The sequence below is a fragment of the Pseudomonas sp. JQ36 genome (assembly GCF_053851495.1).
On sequence record NZ_CM132642.1, the window covers coordinates 21,509 to 44,154 of the forward strand.

A 22,646-nucleotide genomic window follows, 5' to 3' on the forward strand; every position below is an offset into this window, starting at 1 on the left:
TCATGGCTAATCTGCGTATTGCGCTGGTGGCGGGCGAAGCTTCCGGTGACATTTTGGGCGCCGGTCTCATGCGCGCGCTCAAGGCACAACATCCGGCAGTCGAGTTCATCGGCGTTGGTGGCCCGTTGATGCAGGCCGAAGGCCTGACATCTTATTTCCCCATGGAACGTCTGTCGGTCATGGGGCTGGTGGAAGTCCTCGGGCGGCTGCGCGAGTTGCTCAAGCGCCGCAAGGACCTGATCGCCACGTTGATTGCCGAGAAGCCGGATGTGTTCATCGGCATCGACGCTCCCGATTTCAACCTCAACATCGAACTCAAACTGCGTCAGGCCGGGATCAAGACCGTGCACTACGTCAGCCCGTCGGTGTGGGCTTGGCGCCAGAAGCGTGTGCTGAAGATTCGCGAAGGCTGCGACCTGATGCTCACCCTGTTGCCGTTCGAAGCGAAGTTCTACGAAGAGAAGGGCGTGCCGGTGCGGTTTGTCGGTCATACGCTGGCCGATACCATTCCGCTGCAGGCCGATCGCGCCGCAGCGCGTGCCGAACTCGGCTTGCCCGACGGGCCGCTGGTGGCGTTGATGCCCGGCAGTCGCGGTGGCGAAGTCGGCCGTCTCGGTGCGCTGTTCCTTGATACGGCCGAACGTCTACGGGCCATGCACCCGGGGCTGCGCTTTGTAATTCCGTGCGCCAATGCCGAGCGTCGCGCTCAGCTTGAAGAGTTGCTGGTTGGCCGCGACTTGCCGGTAACCCTGCTCGACGGCAAATCGCATCTGGCCCTGGCGGCGTGTAACGCGGTGCTGATCGCCTCCGGCACGGCGACGCTTGAAGCGTTGCTGTACAAGCGGCCAATGGTCGTCGCGTATCGCTTGGCGCCGCTGACCTTCTGGATTCTCAAACGCATGGTCAAGAGCCCGTACGTGTCCTTGCCCAACCTGTTGGCTCAGCGTCTGCTGGTGCCAGAATTGTTGCAGGATGATGCGACGGTCGAGGCCTTGGCCCAGACCTTGTCGCCGCTGATCGAAGGCGGCGAAGAGCAGACCCGTGGCTTCGACGAGATCCACCGCACCTTGCGCCTGGATGCTTCCAATCAGGCGGCGGATGCCGTCCTCAACCTGATCGGTCAGAAACAATGAGCAAGACGATGCAGATGGGCCTGGATTTCACCCTGGTCGCCGAAGTCGAAGAGCTGGTGGCCGGTGTCGACGAAGTCGGTCGTGGCCCGTTGTGCGGCGCGGTGGTGACGGCGGCGGTGATCCTCGATCCGAACCGGCCGATCCTCGGCCTCAACGACTCGAAGAAACTCACCGAAGCCAAGCGCGAGAAGCTCTACGACGAGATCATCGAGAAATCCCTGAGCTGGTGCATCGCTCGCGCTGAAGTCGAGGAAATCGACGAGCTGAATATCCTGCACGCGACCATGCTCGCCATGCAGCGCGCGGTGGCCGGGCTGCATATTCAGCCGAAACTGGCGATGATCGACGGCAACCGCTGCCCGAAACTGCCGATGCGCGCCGAAGCGGTGGTGCAAGGTGACGGCAAGGTACCGGCCATCGCGGCCGCGTCGATTCTGGCCAAGGTCAGCCGCGACCGTGAAATGGCGGCGTTCGAACTGATCTACCCGGGGTACGGCATCGGCGGTCATAAAGGCTACCCGACGCCCGTTCATCTGGAAGCGTTGGTGCGGCTGGGACCGACGCCGATTCACCGGCGCTCATTTGCCCCGGTGCGTCAGGCTTACGAGGCGCTTGAAGGCCTGACGCAGGTTTAGGCGCAAGGCTGATGTTTTGTTCGAGGCCCGGTACAATCCGGGCCTTGTTGTCTCTATGTAACTGGACAGGATCACTATGCCGGCTTCATTCGTTCATCTACGCCTGCACACTGAATACTCCCTGGTCGACGGGCTGGTGCGGATCAAGCCACTGGTCAAGGCGCTGACCGGCATGAACATGCCGGCCGTGGCGGTCACCGATCAGAACAACATGTGTTCCCTGGTCAAATTCTATAAAAACGCCATGGGCGCCGGCATCAAGCCGATCTGCGGCGCCGACCTGTGGCTGTCGAACAAGGATCCGGACGGGCCATTGAGCCGGATCAGCCTGTTGGTGATGAATGCCAAGGGCTATCGCAACCTCACCGAGTTGATCTCGCGCGGCTTCATCGAGGGTCAGCGCAACGGCATGATCATCATCGAGCGTGAATGGGTTGCCGAGGCCAACGAAGGCCTGATCATGCTGTCCGCCGCCAAAGAAGGCGAGATCGGCATGGCCATGATCAGTGGCAACCCGGCCGAAGCCGAAACGTTGGCGCGTGAATGGATGGCGGTGTTCCCGGATCGTTTCTATCTGGAGATCCAGCGTACCAATCGCCCTAACGATGAAGAACAACTGCACGGTGCCGTGGCCCTGGCCGACAAGCTCGGCGCGCCGCTGGTCGCGACCAACGATGTGCGCTTCATCAAGCAGGAAGACTTCGCTGCCCACGAAACCCGCGTGTGCATCGGTGAGGGCCGCGCCCTCGACGATCCGCGGCGCTCGAAGAATTACAGCGATCAGCAGTACCTCAAAAGCGCCGAGGAAATGGCCGAGCTGTTCAGCGACATTCCCGACGCGATCGAAAACACCGTCGAGATCGCCAAGCGCTGCAACATTGAAGTCAAGCTGGGCACGCACTTCCTGCCCAACTTCCCGATCCCCGATGGCATGACCATCGACGAATACTTCCGCAAAGTGTCCTTCGAAGGTCTCGAAGAACGCCTCGCGGTGCTGCTGCCCAAGGACACCACCGAAGACTACGAAGCCAAGCGTCAGGTCTACGTCGACCGCTTGAATTTCGAGCTGGATATCATCATCCAGATGGGCTTCCCCGGTTACTTCCTGATCGTGATGGACTTTATCCAGTGGGCCAAGAATAACGGCGTGCCGGTAGGTCCTGGCCGGGGGTCGGGTGCCGGCTCGCTGGTGGCTTACGTTCAGAAGATCACTGACCTTGATCCGCTGGAATACGACCTGCTGTTCGAACGTTTCCTTAACCCGGAACGGGTCTCGATGCCCGACTTCGACGTCGACTTCTGCATGGATGGTCGCGACCGGGTGATCGACTACGTGGCCGAGAAATACGGTCGCAACGCGGTGAGCCAGATCATCACTTTCGGTTCCATGGCCGCCAAGGCTGTGGTACGCGACGTGGCGCGGGTACAAGGCAAGTCCTATGGCCTGGCGGATCGTCTGTCGAAGATGATTCCGTTCGAAGTCGGCATGACCCTGGAAAAAGCCTACGAGCAGGAAGAGATCCTGCGTGACTTCATCAAGGTCGATGAAGAAGCGGCGGAAATCTGGGAGATGGCGCGCAAGCTTGAGGGCGTGGTGCGTAACGTCGGCAAGCACGCCGGTGGTGTGGTAATCGCCCCGACCAAGCTGACTGACTTCTCGCCGATCTATTGCGACGAGGCCGGTGACGGTCTGGTAACCCAGTTCGACAAGGACGACGTGGAGGCCGCCGGTCTGGTGAAGTTCGACTTCCTCGGCCTGCGAACCCTGACGATCATCGACTGGGCGCTGAAAACCATCAACCGTGACCGCGCCAAGGTCGGTGAAGAGCCGCTGGACATCGCGTTTATCCCGCTCGATGACAAACCGACCTACAGCCTGCTGCAGAAGGCCGAAACCACGGCAGTGTTCCAGCTTGAATCGCGCGGCATGAAAGAGCTGATCAAAAAGCTCAAGCCCGACTGCCTGGAAGACTTGATCGCACTGGTGGCGCTGTTCCGTCCCGGCCCGCTGCAGTCCGGCATGGTGGACGACTTCATCAACCGTAAGCACGGTCGCGCCGAACTGGCGTACCCGCACTCGGACTACCAGTACGAAGGCCTCAAGCCGGTTCTGGCGCCGACGTACGGCATCATCCTGTATCAGGAACAGGTGATGCAGATCGCCCAGGTCATGGCCGGTTACACCCTTGGTGGTGCGGACATGCTGCGGCGAGCCATGGGTAAAAAGAAACCCGAGGAAATGGCCAAGCAGCGCGGCGGTTTCATTGAAGGTTGCGCGACCAACAACATCGACGCCGACCTCGCCGGTAACATCTTTGACCTGGTGGAAAAATTCGCCGGTTACGGCTTCAACAAATCCCACTCCGCCGCCTATGGCCTGGTGTCGTACCAGACCGCCTGGCTGAAAGCTCACTACCCGGCACCGTTCATGGCCGCGGTACTCTCGGCGGATATGCACAACACCGACAAGGTCGTGACCTTGATCGAGGAAGTGCGCACCATGAAGCTGCGCCTCGACGCGCCGGACGTGAACACCTCGGAGTTCAAGTTTACGGTGAACGACGACGGCCGCATCGTGTACGGTCTCGGCGCGATCAAGGGTGTCGGCGAAGGCCCGGTGGAAGCGATTACCGAGGCGCGTCAGGACGGCCCGTTCAAGGATCTGTTCGACTTCTGCGCCCGGGTCGACCTCAAGCGCATCAACAAGCGCACGCTGGATGGTCTGATCCGCAGCGGCGCGCTGGATCGCCTCGGTCCGTACTTCCATGACGAGCAAAAGGCTTATCAGGCCAATATCGACCGCAACCGCGCGGTACTGCTGGCGGCGATGGAAGAGGCGATCAAGGCCGCCGAACAGACCGCGCGCACCCACGACAGCGGCCACGCCGACCTGTTTGGCGGGCTGTTCGTCGAAGAAGATGCCGACGTTTACGCGACGCATCGCAAGGCCAAGGAGCTGACCCTCAAGGAGCGCCTCAAGGGTGAGAAAGACACCTTGGGTCTGTACCTGACCGGTCACCCGATCGACGAGTATGAAGGCGAGATTCGCCGTTTCGCCCGGCAGCGCATCATCGATCTCAAACCGGCTCGGGATACCCAGACGGTCGCAGGGATGATCATTGCCCTGCGGGTGATGAAGAACAAGAAGGGCGACAAGATGGGCTTCATCACCCTCGACGACCGCTCGGGGCGGATCGAGGCGTCGCTGTTTGCCGATGCGTTCCACTCCGCGCAGTCACTGCTGCAGACCGACGCGATGGTGGTGGTTGAAGGCGAAGTCAGCAACGATGATTTCTCCGGCGGCCTGCGCTTGCGGGTCAAGCGGGTGATGAGCATGGAGGATGCGCGCACCAATCTGGCCGAGAGCCTGCGCCTGAAGCTGCACACTCAGGATTTGAAAGGCGATCAGCTACGCTGGTTGGGTGAACTGCTCAAGCGTCACCGCGGGGCGTGCCCGATCACCATGGAGTACACCAGCCCTGATGCGAAGACCTTGCTGCAGTTCGGCGAGACCTGGCGAATAGATCCGGCGGATGCCTTGATTCAAGCCCTGCGTGACCAGTTCGGGCGAGACAACGTCTTCCTCCAATACCGTTGACCGGCAAGTGCCATCATTGCGCTTGCCCGCAACCTGAATTTTTAATCTCGACCTCAGCGCGCCTCTCCCTTAAGGTAGGGCGCGAATAGACAACCGGCCGGCCCAAGCTCACTTGGGACACGACCCAAGACGGACGCCTATGAACCCGAATTTTCTAGATTTCGAACAGCCGATCGCCGACCTGCAAGCCAAGATCGAAGAGTTGCGCTTGGTCGGTAATGACAATTCGCTGAATATCGGCGATGAGATCTCCCGCCTGCAGGACAAGAGCCGCACGCTGACCGAAGACATCTTCGGCAAGCTGACCAGCTGGCAGATCGCACGCCTGGCGCGTCACCCGAAACGCCCGTACACCCTCGACTACATCGAGCACATCTTCACCGAGTTCGACGAACTGCACGGTGACCGTCACTTCTCTGACGACGCGGCCATTGTGGGCGGCGTGGCACGTCTGGAAGACCAGCCGGTGATGATCATCGGCCACCAGAAGGGCCGTGAAGTGCGTGAGAAGGTACGCCGCAACTTCGGCATGCCGCGTCCGGAAGGCTACCGCAAGGCCTGCCGTCTGATGGAGATGGCCGAGCGTTTCAAGATGCCGATCCTGACCTTCATCGACACCCCGGGTGCTTACCCGGGCATTGACGCTGAAGAGCGCAACCAGAGCGAAGCGATTGCCTGGAACCTGCGCGTGATGTCGCGTCTGAAGACCCCGATCATCGCCACCGTAATCGGTGAGGGTGGTTCCGGTGGTGCACTGGCCATCGGCGTCTGCGATCAACTGAACATGCTGCAATATTCGACCTACGCGGTGATCTCGCCGGAAGGTTGCGCTTCGATTCTGTGGAAAACCGCCGAAAAAGCACCGGACGCTGCAGAGGCGATGGGCATCACCGCCGAGCGCCTGAAAGGTCTGGGTATCGTTGACAAGGTGATCGGCGAGCCTCTGGGCGGCGCCCACCGTGATCCGGCTGCTGCCGCTGCGTCGATCCGTGCCGAACTGAGCTCGCAACTGGCGATGCTGAAGAAGTTCGACAATGAAGCGCTGCTCAAGCGTCGTTACGATCGTCTGATGAGCTACGGTCTCTGACAGATCTCGCAATACCCAATGTGGGAGCGGGCTTTCTCGCGAAAGCGGTATAACAGTCGACAGATGTGTTGATTGTTGAAACGCCTTCGCGAGCAAGCCCGCTCCCACATTTGATTTGGGCAAACAGTTAGATAGGGGTCAGTCCGTGAGTGATCTGCCGTCCCGGCTTCTGCTGAACCTTGCAGTCTGGCGCAATGCCAGGACCTGGCGCGTGGCTTTCTCCGGTGGCCTGGACTCCACCGTCCTCCTGCATCTGCTTGCCCATCTCGCCAAAGACCATTCCCTGCCGACGCTCAGCGCCATCCATGTCCACCATGGCCTCCAGGCTGCGGCTGATGCGTGGCCGGCGCATTGTCAGTCGGTCTGCGACGCACTGGGCGTCGCGCTGCAAGTGATACGGGTGGCGGTGCAGCCCGGCGCCAGTCTGGAGCGGGCGGCGCGGGAGGCGCGTTATGCGGCGTTCACCTCGCTGACCGAGGCGAATGACGTGCTGCTGACCGGGCAACACCGTGACGACCAGGCCGAAACCCTGCTGTTTCGCCTGATGCGCGGTGCCGGCGTGCGCGGACTTTCGGCGATGCCGGCGCAGCGACCGCTGGGGCAGGGCACGCTGCTACGGCCATTGCTCGACGTCACGCGCGCCGAGCTTGAAGCTTACGCCCGCGCCCATCAGTTGAGCTGGATCGAAGACCCGTCGAACCAGGATCGACAGTTCTCACGCAACTATCTACGCCATCAGGTGCTGCCGTTGCTCACCGCGCGCTGGCCGCAGGCGCAGGCGAGCATGGCCCGCAGCGCGGCGCACCTGCGTGAAGCGCAAGGCTTGCTCGATGAGCTGGCGCAGCTCGATCTCGCGCAAGCCGCCACGCCCAGCGAGTTTTCATGGCTGGGCCTGCCGTCGCTGGAGCTGGCGCCGCTGACGAGTCTGTCCGCCGCTCGTCAGCGCAATGCACTCAGCCACTGGCTCGAACCGCTGACCCGGCTGCCCGACACTGACCATTGGTCGGGTTGGGACAACCTGTGCGGCGCTGCCAACGATGCTTCGCCGATCTGGCGTCTGGCCGACGGTGAACTGCATCGCAGCGCCGGCCGGGTATGGTGGTTGAGCGGCGACTGGCTGCGGGCGCCAGCGGTCAGCGTTGACTGGCATGAGCCGTCGACGCCGCTAAGCTTGGCGAATAACGGGCGTGTCATGTTCAGCGGGCAGACTCCCATCGGGCCACTGCGCATTGGCTATCGGCAGGGCGGCGAAGTGATGCATCTGGCGGAGCGCGGCCATCGCGATCTCAAGCGCCTGCTCAATGAGCGCGCAGTGCCGGCCTTTGTCCGTGGCAGATTGCCGCTGCTGTTTCGCGGCGCAGAATTGCTCGCGGTGGCGAACCTGCCGGGCCTTGACGGGCATGGGACGGACGGCTGGAAATTGCATTGGCAGCCAACAGACGAAGATCAAGGTTTGAGATGAAAGGGGCATTCCGGTAGACTACGCTCCCTTCTTGATACAACTTCTGTGGATTCGCCTGAATTGCAGGAGTTGCCGATTACCAAGCAGTCTTTGCTGGGCGATTCCAAAAAATGTGTAGCGAGCAACGTACCGGTGTTTCATCTGCCGGTCTGTCCCAACGCGGCGGTTTTTTTGAAAGGTGCACTGTGATTAATGCAGGTGATCGGGGGCTTCGGCCTTCCTTCGCTTTCCCCGGCGGCTCGTACCGCTTTAACGCAGACTTCTAGGGTTTTTCATGACGCGCTACATATTCGTCACGGGCGGTGTTGTTTCTTCATTGGGGAAAGGCATTGCCTCGGCTTCATTGGCGGCCATCCTGGAGGCGCGGGGGCTTAAGGTCACCATGCTTAAGCTGGATCCGTACATCAACGTCGACCCGGGCACCATGAGCCCGTTCCAGCACGGTGAAGTGTTCGTCACCCACGACGGCGCCGAGACCGACCTGGACCTGGGCCACTACGAGCGGTTCATCCGCACGACCATGACCCAGAACAACAACTTCACCACTGGCCGTGTCTACGAGCACGTGCTGCGCAAAGAGCGCCGTGGTGACTACCTGGGTGCAACCATCCAGGTGATCCCGCACATCACCGACGAAATCAAGCGTCGCATCATCAAGGGTGCCGGTGACGCTGACGTGGCCATGGTCGAAATCGGTGGCACCGTGGGTGACATCGAGTCGCAACCGTTCCTCGAGGCCATCCGCCAGCTGCGTTTTGAAGTCGGCGCCAAGCGCGCGATGCTGATGCACCTGACCCTGGTGCCGTACATCGCCACTGCCGGCGAAACCAAGACCAAGCCAACCCAGCACTCGGTAAAAGAACTGCGTTCGATTGGTCTGCAGCCAGATGTACTGGTGTGCCGCTCCGATCACCCGATCGACGTTTCGTCGCGTCGCAAGATTGCGCAATTCACCAACGTTGAAGAACGTGCGGTGATCGCGCTGGAAGATGCCGACACCATCTACAAGATCCCGGGCATCCTGCATTCCCAAGGGCTGGATGATTTCGTTGTCGAGCGTTTTGGCCTGCAATGCGGCAGCGCTGACCTGTCCGAGTGGGACGCAGTGGTTGACGCCAAGCTGAACCCGGAACACGAAGTCACCATCGCGATGGTCGGCAAGTACATGGAGCTGCTGGACGCTTACAAATCGCTGATCGAAGCGATGAGCCACGCCGGCATCAGCAACCGTACCAAGGTCAACCTGCGCTACATCGATTCCGAAGACATCGAGAACCAGGGCACTGCACTGCTCGAAGGTGTCGACGCGATCCTCGTCCCGGGCGGCTTCGGTCTGCGCGGCGTGGAAGGCAAGATCACTGCCGTCCAGTACGCTCGTGAAAACAAGGTTCCATACCTGGGCATTTGCCTGGGCATGCAAGTGGCGGTCATCGAGTTCGCCCGTAACGTGCTGGGCTGGAAAGACGCCAACTCCACCGAGTTCGATCGTGCCAGCGGCCATCCGGTCGTGGGTCTGATCACCGAGTGGGAAGACGCCACCGGCGCCGTTGAAGTGCGTACCGAAGCGTCCGATCTGGGCGGCACCATGCGCCTCGGCGCTCAGGAGTGCCTGCTCGAAGCCGGCTCCAAGGTGCACGATTGCTACGGCAAGGACGTGATCGTTGAGCGTCACCGTCACCGTTACGAAGTGAACAACAACCTGCTGCCACAAATCATCGAGGCCGGCCTGAAGATCTCCGGTCGCTCCGCTGACGCCGCGCTGGTAGAAGTGGTGGAAGCGCCGGATCATCCATGGTTCGTCGCTTGCCAGTTCCACCCGGAGTTCACCTCGACGCCACGTGACGGTCACCCGCTGTTCAGCGGTTTCGTGAAAGCTGCGTTGGCTCAACACCAGAAGAAGGCGTAACCCGATGGCACAGAAGATCATCCGCGTCGGCGACATCGAAATCGCCAACGACAAACCCATGGTGCTGTTCGGCGGCATGAACGTGCTGGAAAGCCGTGACATGGCCATGCAGGTTTGCGAGGAGTACGTGAAGGTCACCGAGAAACTCGGCATCCCTTACGTGTTCAAGGCCAGCTTCGACAAGGCCAACCGGTCTTCTGTGACTTCGTATCGCGGCCCTGGCCTGGAAGAGGGCATGCGCATCTTCCAGGACATCAAACAGGCCTTCGGCGTGCCGATCATCACCGACGTCCACGAGCCTGACCAGGCCGCGGTCGTCGCTGAAGTCTGCGACATCATCCAGCTGCCGGCCTTCCTGTCGCGCCAGACCGATCTGGTCGTCGCGATGGCCAAGACCAACGCTGTGATCAACATCAAGAAAGCCCAGTTCCTCGCGCCTCAGGAAATGAAACACATCCTGAACAAGTGCGTGGAAGCGGGTAACGATCAATTGATCCTCTGCGAGCGTGGTTCGAGCTTCGGCTATAACAACCTCGTGGTCGATATGCTCGGCTTCGGCATCATGAAGCAGTTCGAGTACCCGGTATTCTTCGACGTGACCCACTCGCTGCAAATGCCTGGCGGTCGTTCCGACTCCGCCGGCGGGCGCCGTGCACAGGTCACCGATCTGGCCAAGGCAGGCATGAGCCAGTCGCTGGCCGGTCTGTTCCTCGAAGCGCACCCGGATCCGGACAACGCCAAATGCGACGGCCCTTGCGCCTTGCGTCTGGACAAACTGGAGCCATTCCTGGCCCAGCTCAAAGCTTTGGACGAACTGGTGAAGAGTTTTCCGACGGTAGAAACCGCGTAAAGCTCATTTCTCCGGTAAAGTACCGCACGATTTGTCGCACATGCCCTCGGGCATGTGCGTTGTCGTCTGCAAGCTGCCCGCTGCACACCACTTGCCGACGGTAAAAAGATTTCCTCTAGCTGCGTCGTTTTCGTCAACTTTGGAGTGTTTACAACAATGGCAAAAATCGTCGACATCAAAGGTCGTGAAGTTCTCGACTCCCGTGGCAATCCCACCGTGGAAGCGGACGTGCTTCTCGACAACGGCATCATCGGCAGCGCTTGCGCGCCGTCCGGTGCATCCACTGGCTCGCGTGAAGCGCTCGAGCTGCGTGATGGCGACAAGAGCCGTTACCTGGGCAAGGGCGTGCTCCAGGCAGTAAAAAATATCAACGGTCCGATCCGCGATCTGCTGCTGGGCACTGACCCAAGCGACCAGAAAGCCCTCGACCACGCGATGATCAAGCTCGACGGTACCGAAAACAAGGCAACCCTGGGCGCCAATGCCATCCTCGCCGTTTCCCTGGCTGCGGCCAAGGCGGCTGCACAGGACCAGGATCTGCCACTGTACGCACACATCGCCAACCTGAACGGCACCCCAGGTGTGTACTCGATGCCGGTTCCGATGATGAATATCATCAACGGTGGCGAGCACGCCGATAACAATGTCGACATCCAGGAATTCATGGTGCAGCCGGTTGGCGCCAAGACGTTCTCGGAAGGTCTGCGCATGGGCACCGAGATTTTCCATCACCTCAAAGCTGTGCTGAAGGCCCGTGGCCTGAGCACCGCCGTTGGCGACGAAGGCGGTTTCGCACCGAACCTGGCGTCCAACGAAGACGCGCTGAAAGTGATCTCCGAAGCCGTGGCTAACGCCGGTTACAAGTTGGGCACCGACGTGACCCTGGCGCTGGACTGCGCGGCCAGCGAATTCTACGAAGACGGCAAGTACAACCTGTCCGGCGAAGGCCAGGTGTTCACCGCTGAAGGTTTCGCCGATTATCTGAAAGGCCTGACCGAACGTTATCCGATCATCTCGATCGAAGACGGTCTGGACGAGTCCGACTGGGCTGGCTGGAAGATCCTCACCGACAAGATCGGCGAGAAGACTCAACTGGTGGGCGACGACCTGTTCGTGACCAACACCAAAATCCTGAAAGAAGGCATCGATAAAAAGATCGCCAACTCGATCCTGATCAAGTTCAACCAGATCGGCACCCTGACCGAAACCCTGGAAGCCATCCAGATGGCCAAGGCTGCCGGTTACACCGCCGTGATCTCGCACCGTTCGGGCGAAACCGAAGATTCGACCATTGCCGACCTGGCTGTGGGCACCTCGGCTGGCCAGATCAAGACCGGGTCGCTGTGCCGTTCCGACCGCGTTTCCAAGTACAACCAACTGCTGCGTATCGAAGAGCAGTTGAATGGCAAAGCCAAGTACAACGGTCGCAGCGAGTTCCGCGGCTGAGTTGTAAATGGTAAAAAGACACCGGATTGTGTCGGAAAAGTCGTGACAGCGATGGATTTGCCACTAATCTGATGCCTTACATGCACAAGCCTGGATCTTCCAGGCTTCGTGCTATCAGACGTTTCAAAGTTTTCGCGTGGCTGTCTTTTTTCACTGGATACCTGATATTCGATGCGCAGTCCTTACTGGTTGTTTCTCGTTTTGCTCTTGCTGCTGGCCGGTCTGCAGTACCGCCTGTGGGTGGGCAATGGCAGTCTGGCGCAGGTCGCCGAGCTGAAGCAGCAGATTGCTGATCAGCACGCCGAGAACGAAGGCCTGCTGGAGCGCAATCGGGTGATGGACGCTGAAGTCAGCGAATTGAAAAAAGGCATGGAGACCGTTGAAGAGCGGGCTCGCCATGAGCTGGGCATGGTCAAGGACGGTGAAACCCTTTACCAGCTCGCGCAATGATCGATTCCCTGCCGGCCTTCTGGGCCGTGATTCCTGCCGCGGGCGTCGGTGCCCGAATGGCCGCGGACCGTCCCAAGCAATACCTGCAACTGGGCGGACGCACAATTCTCGAACACAGCCTCGGCTGTTTCCTTGATCACCCGAGCCTCAAGGGCCTGGTGGTCAGTCTGGCGGTTGATGATCCTTATTGGCCAAACCTGGCCTGCGCCAGCGACTCGCGGATTCAGCGGGTCGAGGGCGGCGCCGAGCGTTCCGGGTCGGTGCTCAACGCCTTGCTGCATCTGCATGCGCAAGGTGCCGATGACGATGACTGGGTGCTGGTACACGATGCGGCCCGACCTAACCTGAGCCGTGACGATCTCGACAAACTGCTGGCTGAACTGGCGGATGATGCCGTCGGCGGTCTGCTGGCCGTGCCGGCGCGCGATACCCTGAAGCGGATCGACAAGCACGGTCGTGTGCTTGAAACCGTGGATCGCAGCGTGATCTGGCAAGCCTACACGCCGCAGATGTTCCGCCTCGGCGCGTTGCATCGGGCGTTGGCTGACAGTCTGGTGGCAGACGCGGTGATTACCGATGAAGCCTCGGCGATGGAGTGGGCCGGTCTGGCACCGCGCCTGATCGAAGGGCGGGCGGACAACCTCAAGGTGACCCGGCCGGAAGATCTGGAGTGGTTGCGCCAGCGTTGGGCCAATCGCCGCTGAGTGCTGTGTTGCCTGTTCTGCCGCCTTCGCGAGCAAGCTCGCTCCCACATTTGATTCGCGCCTGACACCCAATCTGCATCCACTGCGGATCCCCTGTGGGAGCGGGCTTGCTCGCGAAGGCGTCCGCACAGACAACCCATTCAATCAGCTCCGATACTCCGGCCGCTCGGCCAACCCTTCCTTCAAGAAATCCACCAACTTGCGCACCTTCGGCGACAAATGCCGCTGCTGCGGATACAAGGCCCACACCGCCGTATTCGGCGGCTGATGCGCCTCCAGCAGCGAAATCAACGCGCCACTGTGCAAATGTTCGAGCACGTAATAGTCCGGCAACTGACACAGGCCGACCCCTTGCAGCGCCGCATCCAGCACCGCTTGCCCACTATTGCAGCGCCAGTTTCCCTGTACGCGCTGGGAAAATTCCCGGCCGTTCTGTTCCAGTTGCCACAGATCCGAACTGCCGATCAGGCAATTGTGCCGACTCAGTTCCGACAAGCTGTGTGGGCGGCCATATCGTTCCACGTAGGACGGAGACGCGCACAGGTACATGCGCCGTGGCGCCAGCCGCGTGGCGACCAGTCGTGAATCCTGCAGCCGGCCCAGACGGATCGCCAGATCCAGTCCCTCATGCACCAGATCGAGTTGACGGTTGCTCAGCTCGATGTCGACGCGCAGTTGCGGGTATTGCCCCATGAACCGCGTCACCAGCGGCACGATAAACCGTTCGCCATAGGCCACGGCGCAGGTCATGCGCAGCATGCCTTTTGGTTCGCTGGTCAGGTCGCCGACCGCGCGCAGGGCTTCTTCGCGACCGTCCTGCAGACGCTGGCAATGCTGCAGAAAGGTCTGTCCAGCTTCGGTCAGGGTCACGCGACGGGTGCTCCGATAGAGCAGGCGTGTCTGCAATCGATCCTCCAGCCGTACGATTTGTCGACTGATGTGTGAGGAAGAAACCCCAAGGCGTTCGGCCGCAGCGGTGAATTGGCTGCATTCGGCGACGGCGACGAACTCGTCGATACCTTCCCAACGGTTTTCGGACATCTGATTATCCCTGTGCAGCAATAATATTTTGCATTTGTCCTGATTATTAATCAGATGGCGCTGAACTACACTGCCGGTCTGGTTTTTTATTCAATGGATTCACTGGAGATTCAGCATGATCAAGTCGCGCGCCGCCGTTGCCTTCGAGGCCAAGAAGCCGCTGGAAATCGTAGAAGTCGATGTCGCCATGCCCAAAGCCGGTGAAGTGTTGCTGCGCGTGGTGGCTTCCGGGGTTTGCCACACCGATGCCTACACCTTGTCTGGTGCGGATCCGGAAGGGATCTTCCCGTCGATCCTCGGCCACGAAGGTGGGGCGATCGTTGAAGCCATTGGCGAGGGCGTAACCTCGGTCGCCGTCGGTGACCACGTGATTCCGCTGTACACCCCGGAATGCGGCCAGTGCAAATTCTGCAAGTCGGGCAAGACCAACCTGTGTCAGGCGATTCGTGCTACTCAGGGCAAAGGTCTGATGCCGGACGGCACTTCGCGCTTTTCCTACAAGGGCGAAACGATTTTCCACTACATGGGCACTTCGACCTTCTCCGAGTACACCGTACTGCCGGAAATCTCCGTGGCGAAAATCGCCAAGGATGCGCCGCTGGAAAAGGTTTGCCTGCTCGGTTGCGGCGTGACCACCGGTATCGGTGCAGTGCTCAACACCGCCAAGGTCAAGCCAGGTGACACCGTGGCGATCTTCGGTCTGGGCGGCATCGGCCTGTCAGCCGTGATTGGTGCAGTGAAGGCCAAGGCCGCACGCATCATCGCCATCGACATCAACCCGGCCAAGTTCGAAATCGCCAGGCAGTTGGGCGCTACCGATTGCGTCAACCCGAAAGACTTCGATCGTCCGATCCAGGAAGTGATCGTCGACATGACCGATGGCGGCGTCGATTTCTCCTTCGAGTGCATTGGCAACGTGCAACTGATGCGCGCTGCGCTGGAGTGCTGCCACAAGGGCTGGGGCGAATCGGTAATCATCGGTGTTGCCGGTGCCGGCCAGGAAATTTCGACCCGTCCGTTCCAGCTGGTGACCGGTCGCGTCTGGCGTGGCTCCGCGTTCGGCGGTGTGCGTGGCCGTACCGAGCTGCCAAGCTACGTCGACATGGCGCAGACCGGCGAGATTCCGCTGGATACTTTCATTACCCACACCATGGGCCTGGAAGATATCAACAAGGCGTTTGACCTGATGCACGAAGGCAAGAGCATTCGTACCGTCATTCATTTCTGATCAATCGCGACGCCCCGGCTACAGACCTTGAAGGGGGGTAGCCGGGACCGCGTAGGAGTCTTTACATGAGTCTGGAAAACATCTCTTGTCAGAAAAGTTTCGGCGGCTGGCACAAGCGTTATCGCCATCGCTCCGACGTGCTTGGCTGCGACATGGTGTTCGCCGTGTACCTGCCGCCGCAAGCGGAGCAGGGCGGCAAGTTGCCGGTGCTGTACTGGCTGTCGGGTCTGACCTGCACCGACGAGAACTTCATGCAGAAGGCCGGGGCGATGCGCATGGCGGCCGAACTCGGCCTGATCATCGTCGCACCGGACACCAGTCCGCGTGGCCCGGACGTGCCGGGTGATCCGGATGGCGCCTGGGATTTTGGTCTCGGCGCCGGGTTCTACCTGAATGCCACGCAGGAACCATGGTCGCGCCACTATCGGATGCATGACTATGTCGTGCAGGAATTGCCTTCACTGGTTGAAGCGCATTTCCCTGCGTCAGACAAACGCAGCATCAGCGGCCACTCCATGGGCGGTCACGGTGCACTGGTCTGCGCGCTGCGCAACCCGGGGCGTTACCAGTCGGTGTCGGCGTTCTCGCCAATCAACAATCCGATGGATTGCCCGTGGGGACAGAAAGCATTCTCCCGCTATTTGGGCGAAGACCGTTCCAAGTGGAAAGAATGGGATGCCTGCGCGCTGATCGCTGAAGCTGACGAGAAACTGCCGTTGCTGGTCGATCAGGGTGATCGCGATGACTTCCTCGCCACCCAGCTCAAACCCGAAGCCCTGCAACAAGCTGCAAAACAAGCGGGTCATCCGCTGACATTGCGCCTGCAACCGGGCTACGACCACAGCTATTTCTTCATCTCAAGCTTCATTGACGACCACTTGCAGCATCACGCACAAGCCCTGCGCGGTTAATGCAGGTAGAATCACGCCCTGACAAAAATCGGGGCGTTTTTTTATGCGTATTGGCCACGGCTACGATGTTCACCGTTTCGCTGAAGGCGATTTCATTACTCTGGGCGGCGTGCGCATTGCACACGGCTTCGGGCTGCTCGCTCACTCCGACGGTGACGTTCTGCTGCACGCCTTGAGCGATGCCTTGCTCGGCGCGGCCGCGCTGGGGGATATCGGCAAACACTTTCCGGATACCGACCCGCAATTCAAGGGTGCCGACAGCCGCGCGCTGCTGCGGCACGTGGTCGCGCTGATCCACGGCAAAGGCTGGAAAGTCGGCAACGTCGACAACACCATCGTCGCTCAGGCGCCGAAGATGGCCCCGCATATCGAATCGATGCGCGCGTTGATCGCCGCCGATCTGCAAGTTGAACTGGATCAAGTGAACGTGAAAGCTACCACCACCGAAAAGCTCGGCTTTGTCGGTCGCGAAGAAGGCATCGCCGTGCATTCCGTTGCCTTGTTGCTGCGCGCATGAACGAACTGCAATTGCTCGGCCCGCGGGCCTATGGCGAACCGCTCGGCACTGCGGTTCTGAAAGCCATCGCCGAAGATTTCCAGGTCGATGAAGTGCTCGACATCCCGTTCAGCGGCGATGGTGAGCACCTGTGGATCTGGGTCGAAAAACGTGGCCTGAACACCGAAGAAGCAGCGCGGCGAATCGCCAAGGCCGCCGGCGTGCCGTTGCGCACCGTCAGTTATGCCGGGCTCAAGGATCGCCAGGCGCTGACCCGCCAGTGGTTCAGCGTGCAACTGCCGGGCAAGGCTGACCCGGATCTGTCGGCGGCGGAAAACGACACGCTGAAGATCCTCAAAACCACGCGGCACAAGCGCAAGCTGCAACGCGGCGCGCATTCGGCCAACGGCTTCACCTTGCGCCTGACTCAGTTTGCCGGCGACAAGGACGCAGTCGAACAGCGTCTGCAACTGATCGCCAAGCAAGGCATTCCCAATTATTTCGGCGCCCAGCGTTTCGGCCATGACGGCGGCAACGTCGTTGATGCGCGTGCCTGGGCGGCGCGCAAGGCTCTACCGGAGCAGCGCAATGTGCGCTCGCGGCTGCTATCGACGGCGCGCAGTTTTCTGTTCAATCAGGTACTGGCGGCGCGGGTGGCCGATGGCACCTGGCAGCAGGCACAGGTCGGCGATCTGCTGGCGTTCACCGACAGCCGCAGTTTCTTCCCGGCGGGTGTTGCCGAATGCAGCGATCCGCGCCTGGCGATTCTCGACCTGCACCCGACCGGTCCGCAGTGGGGCGAAGGTGACTCACCTGCCGCTGGCGCTGTCCATGATCTGGAGCAGGGGATTGCCGAGCGTGAGGCGGATCTGCGCGATTGGTTGATCAATGCCGGAATGAGCCACGAACGTCGCATCCTGCGGCTGCCCATTGGCGGGTTGTCGTGGCATTATCCCCAGCCTGACATTCTGCAACTGGAATTCGTCCTCCCGGCCGGATGCTTCGCCACCGTATTGGTGCGCGAACTCGTTGATCTGGTGCCGGTGGGGCAGACGGACAGCCCATGCGTATTCTGATTTCTAACGACGATGGGGTAACCGCACCCGGTCTCGCCGCGCTTTATGCTGCGCTGGCGGATTACACCGAGTGCGTGGTTATCGCCCCGGAGCAGGACAAAAGCGGCGCCAGCAGTTCGCTGACGCTCGACCGTCCGTTGCACCCGCAATACCTGGCCAACGGTTTCATCAGCCTCAACGGTACCCCGACCGACTGCGTGCACCTTGGCCTCAACGGCCTGCTGGAGCGCGAGCCGGACATGGTGGTTTCCGGAATCAACCTTGGTGCCAATCTGGGCGATGACGTGCTGTACTCCGGCACCGTGGCGGCTGCCCTCGAAGGGCGCTTTCTCGAGCGCCCTTCGTTCGCCTTCTCGCTGTGTTCGCGGCAAGTGGACAATCTGGCGACAGCAACACATTTCGCGCGCAAACTGGTCGAAGCCCACGCCGGGCTGGACCTGCCGCCGCGCACGGTGTTGAACGTGAACATTCCCAATCTGCCGATCGACCATATTCGCGGCATTCAGCTGACCCGTCTGGGCCATCGCGCCCGCGCGGCAGCGCCGATGAAAGTGGTCGACCCGCGTGGCAAGGCCGGTTACTGGATTGCCGCTGCCGGCGACGCCGAAGACGGCGGCCCGGGCACCGACTTTCATGCGGTGATGCAGGGTTATGTGTCGATCACGCCATTGCAGCTCGACCGCACCTTCAATGATGCCTTCAGAAGTCTCGATGGCTGGCTGGAGGGACTGCGCTGATGGCTCGTGAACACGAAGACAGGCTGCGCAGCGGCATCGGCATGACGTCGCAACGCACCCGTGAACGTCTGATCCAGCGTCTATATGAAGAAGGCCTGTCCAACGCCAAGGTGCTGGAAGTGATCCGCCGTACGCCGCGTCATCTGTTTGTCGATGAAGCGCTGGCGCATCGCGCGTACGAAGACACCGCACTGCCGATCGGCCACAACCAGACCATCTCCCAGCCTTATATGGTGGCGCGCATGAGCGAACTGCTGCTGGAGGCGGGGCCGCTGGACAAGGTGCTGGAGATCGGTACCGGTTCGGGCTATCAGACCGCCGTGCTGTCGCAACTGGTTGAGCGGGTATTCTCGGTCGAGCGCATCAAGGTCCTGCAGGATCGGGCCAAGGAGCGCCTGGTTGAACTCAACCTGCGCAACGTGGTGTTCCGGTGGGGCGATGGCTGGGAAGGCTGGCCGGCGCTGGCGCCATATAACGGCATCATCGTCACCGCGGTCGCGACCGATGTACCGCAGGCCTTGCTCGATCAACTGGCACCGGGTGGGCGGATGGTGATTCCGGTCGGCTCGGGGGAAGTGCAGCAACTGATGCTGATCGTGCGCGAAGAACACGGCTTTTCCCGTCACGTTCTGGGGGCGGTGCGCTTCGTGCCGTTGCTCAATGGCCCGCTGGCCTGAGCATTTGTTTGCGGGCGCTGAATTCCTTGCGCTGGCCTGTGTCTTACACCGGCAGCGATGGTTTAAACGCGACGAAATATCCACGGGCAAACGTGTGCGTGTCGCGTTTTCGCATCTTTAACGGTAAAGCCTGTTCAGCCCGTTATACTTGCGACACTACTTGCCGCGATTCGGCATTCCACATATTTCAGCCACCACAAAGGGAGCGGCGGGTGAGTCTCACAGTCATTGCGCAGCGTATGGGTAACACGAGCTTTCAGCGCCTGGTGACTGGCCTTGTATTGAGCACCTTGCTGGTCGGTTGCTCCAGCACCAAATCGGGCAATGTGCGGGTGGTCGATCGCAACAGTGCAGCGGCTCAGCGTCCTGCCGTCACGACCGGGCAGTATGTAGTCCGTCCGGGTGATACGCTGTTTTCCATCGCTTTTCGCTACGGCTGGGACTACAAAGCCCTCGCGGCCCGGAACAATATTCCTACGCCGTATACGATCCACCCGGGTCAGACAATTCGCTTCGACGGTCGCACCGGTTCAACGCCGACGGCAGTGGTGAGCAACAGCAGTTCCTCACCATCGTCTTCAAGCAAAACCACGGTAATCCGGCGTCAGGCGAATGGCACCACGACCACCACGGTGACCGGCTCCAAGGCAGGTTCTGCGGGGGCTGCACCGTCCGTCGCGAACAAATCGACCCCGGCTCCGATGCCTCCACCGGGCCCGGCCCCGACCGGCTGGGGATGGCCATCTAATGGCATTCTGATTGGAAAATTCTCTTCAAACGGTAGTTTGAATAAAGGAATTGATATCGCCGGAGATTTGGGACAGCCTGTTTTAGCTGCGTCTGATGGGACGGTGGTTTACGCCGGGAGTGGCTTAAGGGGCTACGGCGAATTAGTCATCATCAAACACAGCGAAACCTACGTCAGTGCCTACGGACATAACCGCAGGCTGTTGGTACGGGAGGGGCAGCAGGTCAAGGTCGGACAGACAATTGCCGAAATGGGGTCAACGGGTACAGACCGGGTGAAACTGCATTTTGAGATTCGCCGACAAGGTAAGCCAGTAGATCCGCTGCAGTTCCTGCCCAGACGTTGATTTGAGGCCAGCCTGTTCCGTCGCGTAGAGGGGACAGGCTCCAGCGCTGCCAAGGATAAAGGCGTCGCTTGAGCTTGGGGTCGAACTCACCAAAGGACTATAACAATGGCTCTCAGTAAAGAAGTGCCGGAGTTTGACATCGACGATGAGGTTCTCCTTATGGAGGCCGGCATCGATTCGGATTCGATGTCGAATGATGAAGGGGCTGCTCCACCTTCCGTTCGTTCCAGATCCAAACACTCCGCTTCACTTAAACAACACAAGTACATCGATTACACCCGGGCACTCGATGCCACGCAGCTGTATCTCAACGAAATCGGCTTTTCTCCACTGCTCTCCCCCGAGGAAGAAGTTCATTTTGCGCGTCTGTCGCAAAGTGGCGATCCGGCGGGGCGCAAGCGCATGATTGAAAGTAACCTGCGGCTGGTCGTGAAGATCGCCCGGCGTTACGTCAATCGGGGGCTGTCGCTGCTGGATCTGATCGAAGAGGGCAACCTCGGCTTGATCCGCGCAGTGGAAAAGTTCGATCCCGAGCGCGGCTTCCGCTTCTCGACTTACGCCACCTGGTGGATTCGTCAGACCATCGAGCGTGCGATCATGAATCAGACCCGGACCATCCGGTTGCCGATCCATGTGGTCAAGGAGCTCAACGTGTACCTGCGGGCCGCACGAGAGCTGACGCAAAAGCTCGATCACGAACCCTCACCCGAAGAAATCGCCAACCTGCTGGAAAAACCGGTGGGCGAGGTCAAGCGCATGCTCGGCCTGAACGAGCGGGTTTCTTCGGTCGACGTCTCGCTGGGTCCGGATTCGGATAAAACCCTGCTGGACACCCTGACGGATGACCGTCCGACCGATCCATGCGAACTGCTGCAGGACGACGACCTGTCGCAGAGCATCGATCAATGGCTCTCGGAACTGACCGACAAGCAGCGCGAGGTGGTCGTACGCCGCTTCGGCCTGCGCGGCCATGAGAGCAGCACGCTGGAAGACGTAGGCCTGGAGATCGGCCTGACCCGGGAGCGGGTGCGGCAGATCCAGGTTGAGGGCCTCAAGCGCCTTCGCGAAATCCTTGAGAAGAATGGCCTGTCGAGCGAGTCGCTGTTTCAGTAAGCGCCTCTGACGCCTGCCCATAAAAAGCCCCGACTGGTTCGGGGCTTTTTTATTGCTCGGATCTTGGCTGAATACTGTCTGTGGCGAGGGAGCTTGCTCCCGCCGGGTTGCGCAGCAACCCCAAATATTCATGAGCGCTGCGCGCTCAAGCGGGAGCAAGCTCCCTCGCCACAACGTTCACTGCCGGACATACGGTTAGCATTTCCATCGTTTGTAGTCTCGCGGTGTAAGCCTAGGCTTACTCTTTCGTAAGCGTTCCCTATTTTTGCAGGACGGCAGACGTCGACTGCTGCCGAGAGTCTTATTTAACCAATTGATTTATATGCTTATTTTTTAATATGAAGTGCTTATTACAGCGACTTTCACCCCGCCGGGCCGATTGCTCTCGGCAGGGAACTCTCTAGTATCAGCACTGTGTCGACGGACAGACACGCCCTTCAAGGAAGAGGGGAACGGACATCGCAGGACGCGATTCATCAGGACGATGAAAAGGAATACAGGGAATAGGGAAAAAATGTGGGCGGGTCAAACCGCCCCTTTTTTTGCCTGTAGAAAAGTATAATCCGAAAAAGCAAAAAGGCCCGCAAGGGGCCTTTTGGTAACGCGCGACAGATCAGCGTTCGAGGTCTTTGATCTTGCCTTTGACGCCATCCCACTCTTCGGCATCCGGCAGCGATTCTTTCTTCTCGGTGATGTTCGGCCAGATTTCAGCCAATTCAACGTTGAGTTGAATGAACTCCTGCATATCCTCTGGAACTTCGTCCTCAGAGAAAATGGCCACGGCCGGGCATTCCGGTTCGCACAGGGCGCAGTCGATGCACTCGTCCGGGTGAATTACCAGGAAGTTCGGGCCTTCGTAAAAGCAGTCCACCGGACAGACTTCTACGCAGTCGGTGTACTTGCACTTGATGCAGTTGTCGGTGACGACGAAGGTCATTTCTAATTTTCTCCTCAGGCGGCGGCAGCGTAGCCCCTTCACGGTTGGGGTCGCCAGGTTCGGGA

20 protein-coding genes are annotated in these 22,646 nt (G+C 60.1%); 18 read left to right on the forward strand and 2 right to left on the reverse strand.

Features of this window, described 5'->3' with window-relative positions; translation table 11 throughout:
• Positions 1-2: 2 nt before the first annotated feature.
• The 10 genes from lpxB (at position 3) to ispD (ending at position 13,271) form a co-directional block, all read left to right on the forward strand.
• A complete protein-coding gene (gene lpxB / locus ACS4NR_RS00100) occupies positions 3-1,133 on the forward strand; it encodes a lipid-A-disaccharide synthase (RefSeq protein ID WP_456018813.1) in 1,131 nt (376 codons plus the stop codon).
• Positions 1,134-1,141: 8 nt separating this feature from the next.
• Positions 1,142-1,768: a ribonuclease HII gene (rnhB, locus tag ACS4NR_RS00105; protein WP_027611036.1), complete on the forward strand. Its 627-nt coding sequence runs from the start codon at positions 1,142-1,144 to the stop codon at positions 1,766-1,768.
• A gap of 76 nt (positions 1,769-1,844) precedes the next feature.
• Entirely contained in the window at positions 1,845-5,366 is a 3,522-nt protein-coding gene (gene dnaE / locus ACS4NR_RS00110; protein ID WP_253149097.1) for a DNA polymerase III subunit alpha, read from the forward strand.
• A gap of 139 nt (positions 5,367-5,505) precedes the next feature.
• Complete coding sequence (locus tag ACS4NR_RS00115; RefSeq protein WP_064586192.1) at positions 5,506-6,453, forward strand: acetyl-CoA carboxylase carboxyltransferase subunit alpha; 948 nt, start codon at positions 5,506-5,508, stop codon at positions 6,451-6,453.
• A 145-nt stretch (positions 6,454-6,598) separates the two neighbouring features.
• Positions 6,599-7,915, forward strand: a complete 1,317-nt coding sequence (tilS, locus tag ACS4NR_RS00120; protein WP_456018814.1) for a tRNA lysidine(34) synthetase TilS — start codon at positions 6,599-6,601, stop codon at positions 7,913-7,915.
• 274 nt (positions 7,916-8,189) lie between these two features.
• On the forward strand, positions 8,190-9,821 hold the full coding sequence (locus ACS4NR_RS00125) for a CTP synthase (RefSeq protein WP_095138363.1): 1,632 nt from the start codon (positions 8,190-8,192) through the stop codon (positions 9,819-9,821).
• A gap of 4 nt (positions 9,822-9,825) precedes the next feature.
• Positions 9,826-10,671 carry a 3-deoxy-8-phosphooctulonate synthase gene (gene kdsA, locus ACS4NR_RS00130; protein WP_007954807.1) on the forward strand — a complete coding sequence of 282 codons (846 nt, stop codon included), beginning with the start codon at positions 9,826-9,828 and terminating at the stop codon, positions 10,669-10,671.
• A gap of 156 nt (positions 10,672-10,827) precedes the next feature.
• Complete coding sequence (gene eno, locus ACS4NR_RS00135; protein WP_098967472.1) at positions 10,828-12,117, forward strand: phosphopyruvate hydratase; 1,290 nt, start codon at positions 10,828-10,830, stop codon at positions 12,115-12,117.
• A 171-nt stretch (positions 12,118-12,288) separates the two neighbouring features.
• Positions 12,289-12,567: a cell division protein FtsB gene (ftsB, locus tag ACS4NR_RS00140; protein WP_007964293.1), complete on the forward strand. Its 279-nt coding sequence runs from the start codon at positions 12,289-12,291 to the stop codon at positions 12,565-12,567.
• Positions 12,564-13,271, forward strand: coding sequence for a 2-C-methyl-D-erythritol 4-phosphate cytidylyltransferase (gene ispD, locus ACS4NR_RS00145; protein WP_456018815.1), 708 nt, complete (start codon positions 12,564-12,566; stop codon positions 13,269-13,271). The genes ftsB and ispD overlap by 4 nt, the downstream gene beginning before the upstream one ends.
• A gap of 144 nt (positions 13,272-13,415) precedes the next feature.
• Here ispD and ACS4NR_RS00150 read toward each other — a convergent pair whose 3' ends face one another.
• On the reverse strand, positions 13,416-14,312 hold the full coding sequence (locus tag ACS4NR_RS00150) for a LysR substrate-binding domain-containing protein (RefSeq protein ID WP_095138366.1): 897 nt from the start codon (positions 14,310-14,312) through the stop codon (positions 13,416-13,418).
• A 115-nt stretch (positions 14,313-14,427) separates the two neighbouring features.
• Here ACS4NR_RS00150 and ACS4NR_RS00155 point away from each other — a divergent pair, with 115 nt between their 5' ends.
• From ACS4NR_RS00155 to rpoS, 8 genes are all read left to right on the forward strand, one after another.
• A complete protein-coding gene (locus ACS4NR_RS00155; protein ID WP_456018817.1) occupies positions 14,428-15,540 on the forward strand; it encodes an S-(hydroxymethyl)glutathione dehydrogenase/class III alcohol dehydrogenase in 1,113 nt (370 codons plus the stop codon).
• Positions 15,541-15,605: 65 nt separating this feature from the next.
• The gene (gene fghA / locus ACS4NR_RS00160; RefSeq protein WP_166496597.1) at positions 15,606-16,451 is read left to right on the forward strand and encodes an S-formylglutathione hydrolase; all 846 of its coding nucleotides are present in this window, start codon (positions 15,606-15,608) and stop codon (positions 16,449-16,451) included.
• Positions 16,452-16,494: 43 nt separating this feature from the next.
• A complete protein-coding gene (ispF, locus tag ACS4NR_RS00165) occupies positions 16,495-16,968 on the forward strand; it encodes a 2-C-methyl-D-erythritol 2,4-cyclodiphosphate synthase (protein WP_095138369.1) in 474 nt (157 codons plus the stop codon).
• Positions 16,965-18,023, forward strand: coding sequence for a tRNA pseudouridine(13) synthase TruD (gene truD, locus ACS4NR_RS00170; RefSeq protein ID WP_443534696.1), 1,059 nt, complete (start codon positions 16,965-16,967; stop codon positions 18,021-18,023). Before ispF ends, truD begins: the two co-directional genes overlap by 4 nt.
• Positions 18,011-18,760, forward strand: coding sequence for a 5'/3'-nucleotidase SurE (gene surE, locus ACS4NR_RS00175; protein ID WP_095138371.1), 750 nt, complete (start codon positions 18,011-18,013; stop codon positions 18,758-18,760). The genes truD and surE overlap by 13 nt, the downstream gene beginning before the upstream one ends.
• A gap of 41 nt (positions 18,761-18,801) precedes the next feature.
• Positions 18,802-19,437 (forward strand): protein-L-isoaspartate(D-aspartate) O-methyltransferase, encoded by a 636-nt coding sequence (locus tag ACS4NR_RS00180; RefSeq protein WP_169841266.1) that lies wholly within the window; start codon positions 18,802-18,804, stop codon positions 19,435-19,437.
• Positions 19,438-19,649: 212 nt separating this feature from the next.
• Positions 19,650-20,531, forward strand: a complete 882-nt coding sequence (locus tag ACS4NR_RS00185) for a peptidoglycan DD-metalloendopeptidase family protein (RefSeq protein ID WP_115986308.1) — start codon at positions 19,650-19,652, stop codon at positions 20,529-20,531.
• Positions 20,532-20,636: 105 nt separating this feature from the next.
• On the forward strand, positions 20,637-21,644 hold the full coding sequence (rpoS, locus tag ACS4NR_RS00190; protein ID WP_095138373.1) for an RNA polymerase sigma factor RpoS: 1,008 nt from the start codon (positions 20,637-20,639) through the stop codon (positions 21,642-21,644).
• Positions 21,645-22,257: 613 nt separating this feature from the next.
• On the opposite strand, the gene fdxA is transcribed toward rpoS, so the two are convergent.
• A complete protein-coding gene (gene fdxA / locus ACS4NR_RS00195) occupies positions 22,258-22,581 on the reverse strand; it encodes a ferredoxin FdxA (RefSeq protein ID WP_003222178.1) in 324 nt (107 codons plus the stop codon).
• Positions 22,582-22,646: the final 65 nt, after the last annotated feature.

Bases quoted from the DNA above. Each gene is read 5' to 3' on its own strand.
- ACS4NR_RS00115 (WP_064586192.1), top strand. From the start codon at position 5,506: ATGAACCCGAATTTTCTAGATTTCGAACAGCCGATCGCCGACCTGCAA.
- fghA (WP_166496597.1), top strand. From the start codon at position 15,606: ATGAGTCTGGAAAACATCTCTTGTCAGAAAAGTTTCGGCGGCTGGCAC.
- fdxA (WP_003222178.1), bottom strand. From the start codon at position 22,581: ATGACCTTCGTCGTCACCGACAACTGCATCAAGTGCAAGTACACCGAC.
- kdsA (WP_007954807.1), top strand. From the start codon at position 9,826: ATGGCACAGAAGATCATCCGCGTCGGCGACATCGAAATCGCCAACGAC.
- ispF (WP_095138369.1), top strand. From the start codon at position 16,495: ATGCGTATTGGCCACGGCTACGATGTTCACCGTTTCGCTGAAGGCGAT.
- ACS4NR_RS00150 (WP_095138366.1), bottom strand. From the start codon at position 14,312: ATGTCCGAAAACCGTTGGGAAGGTATCGACGAGTTCGTCGCCGTCGCC.
- ACS4NR_RS00125 (WP_095138363.1), top strand. From the start codon at position 8,190: ATGACGCGCTACATATTCGTCACGGGCGGTGTTGTTTCTTCATTGGGG.
- ACS4NR_RS00155 (WP_456018817.1), top strand. From the start codon at position 14,428: ATGATCAAGTCGCGCGCCGCCGTTGCCTTCGAGGCCAAGAAGCCGCTG.
- truD (WP_443534696.1), top strand. From the start codon at position 16,965: ATGAACGAACTGCAATTGCTCGGCCCGCGGGCCTATGGCGAACCGCTC.
- rpoS (WP_095138373.1), top strand. From the start codon at position 20,637: ATGGCTCTCAGTAAAGAAGTGCCGGAGTTTGACATCGACGATGAGGTT.
- dnaE (WP_253149097.1), top strand. From the start codon at position 1,845: ATGCCGGCTTCATTCGTTCATCTACGCCTGCACACTGAATACTCCCTG.
- ftsB (WP_007964293.1), top strand. From the start codon at position 12,289: ATGCGCAGTCCTTACTGGTTGTTTCTCGTTTTGCTCTTGCTGCTGGCC.
- surE (WP_095138371.1), top strand. From the start codon at position 18,011: ATGCGTATTCTGATTTCTAACGACGATGGGGTAACCGCACCCGGTCTC.
- ACS4NR_RS00180 (WP_169841266.1), top strand. From the start codon at position 18,802: ATGACGTCGCAACGCACCCGTGAACGTCTGATCCAGCGTCTATATGAA.
- lpxB (WP_456018813.1), top strand. From the start codon at position 3: ATGGCTAATCTGCGTATTGCGCTGGTGGCGGGCGAAGCTTCCGGTGAC.
- eno (WP_098967472.1), top strand. From the start codon at position 10,828: ATGGCAAAAATCGTCGACATCAAAGGTCGTGAAGTTCTCGACTCCCGT.
- ispD (WP_456018815.1), top strand. From the start codon at position 12,564: ATGATCGATTCCCTGCCGGCCTTCTGGGCCGTGATTCCTGCCGCGGGC.
- rnhB (WP_027611036.1), top strand. From the start codon at position 1,142: ATGCAGATGGGCCTGGATTTCACCCTGGTCGCCGAAGTCGAAGAGCTG.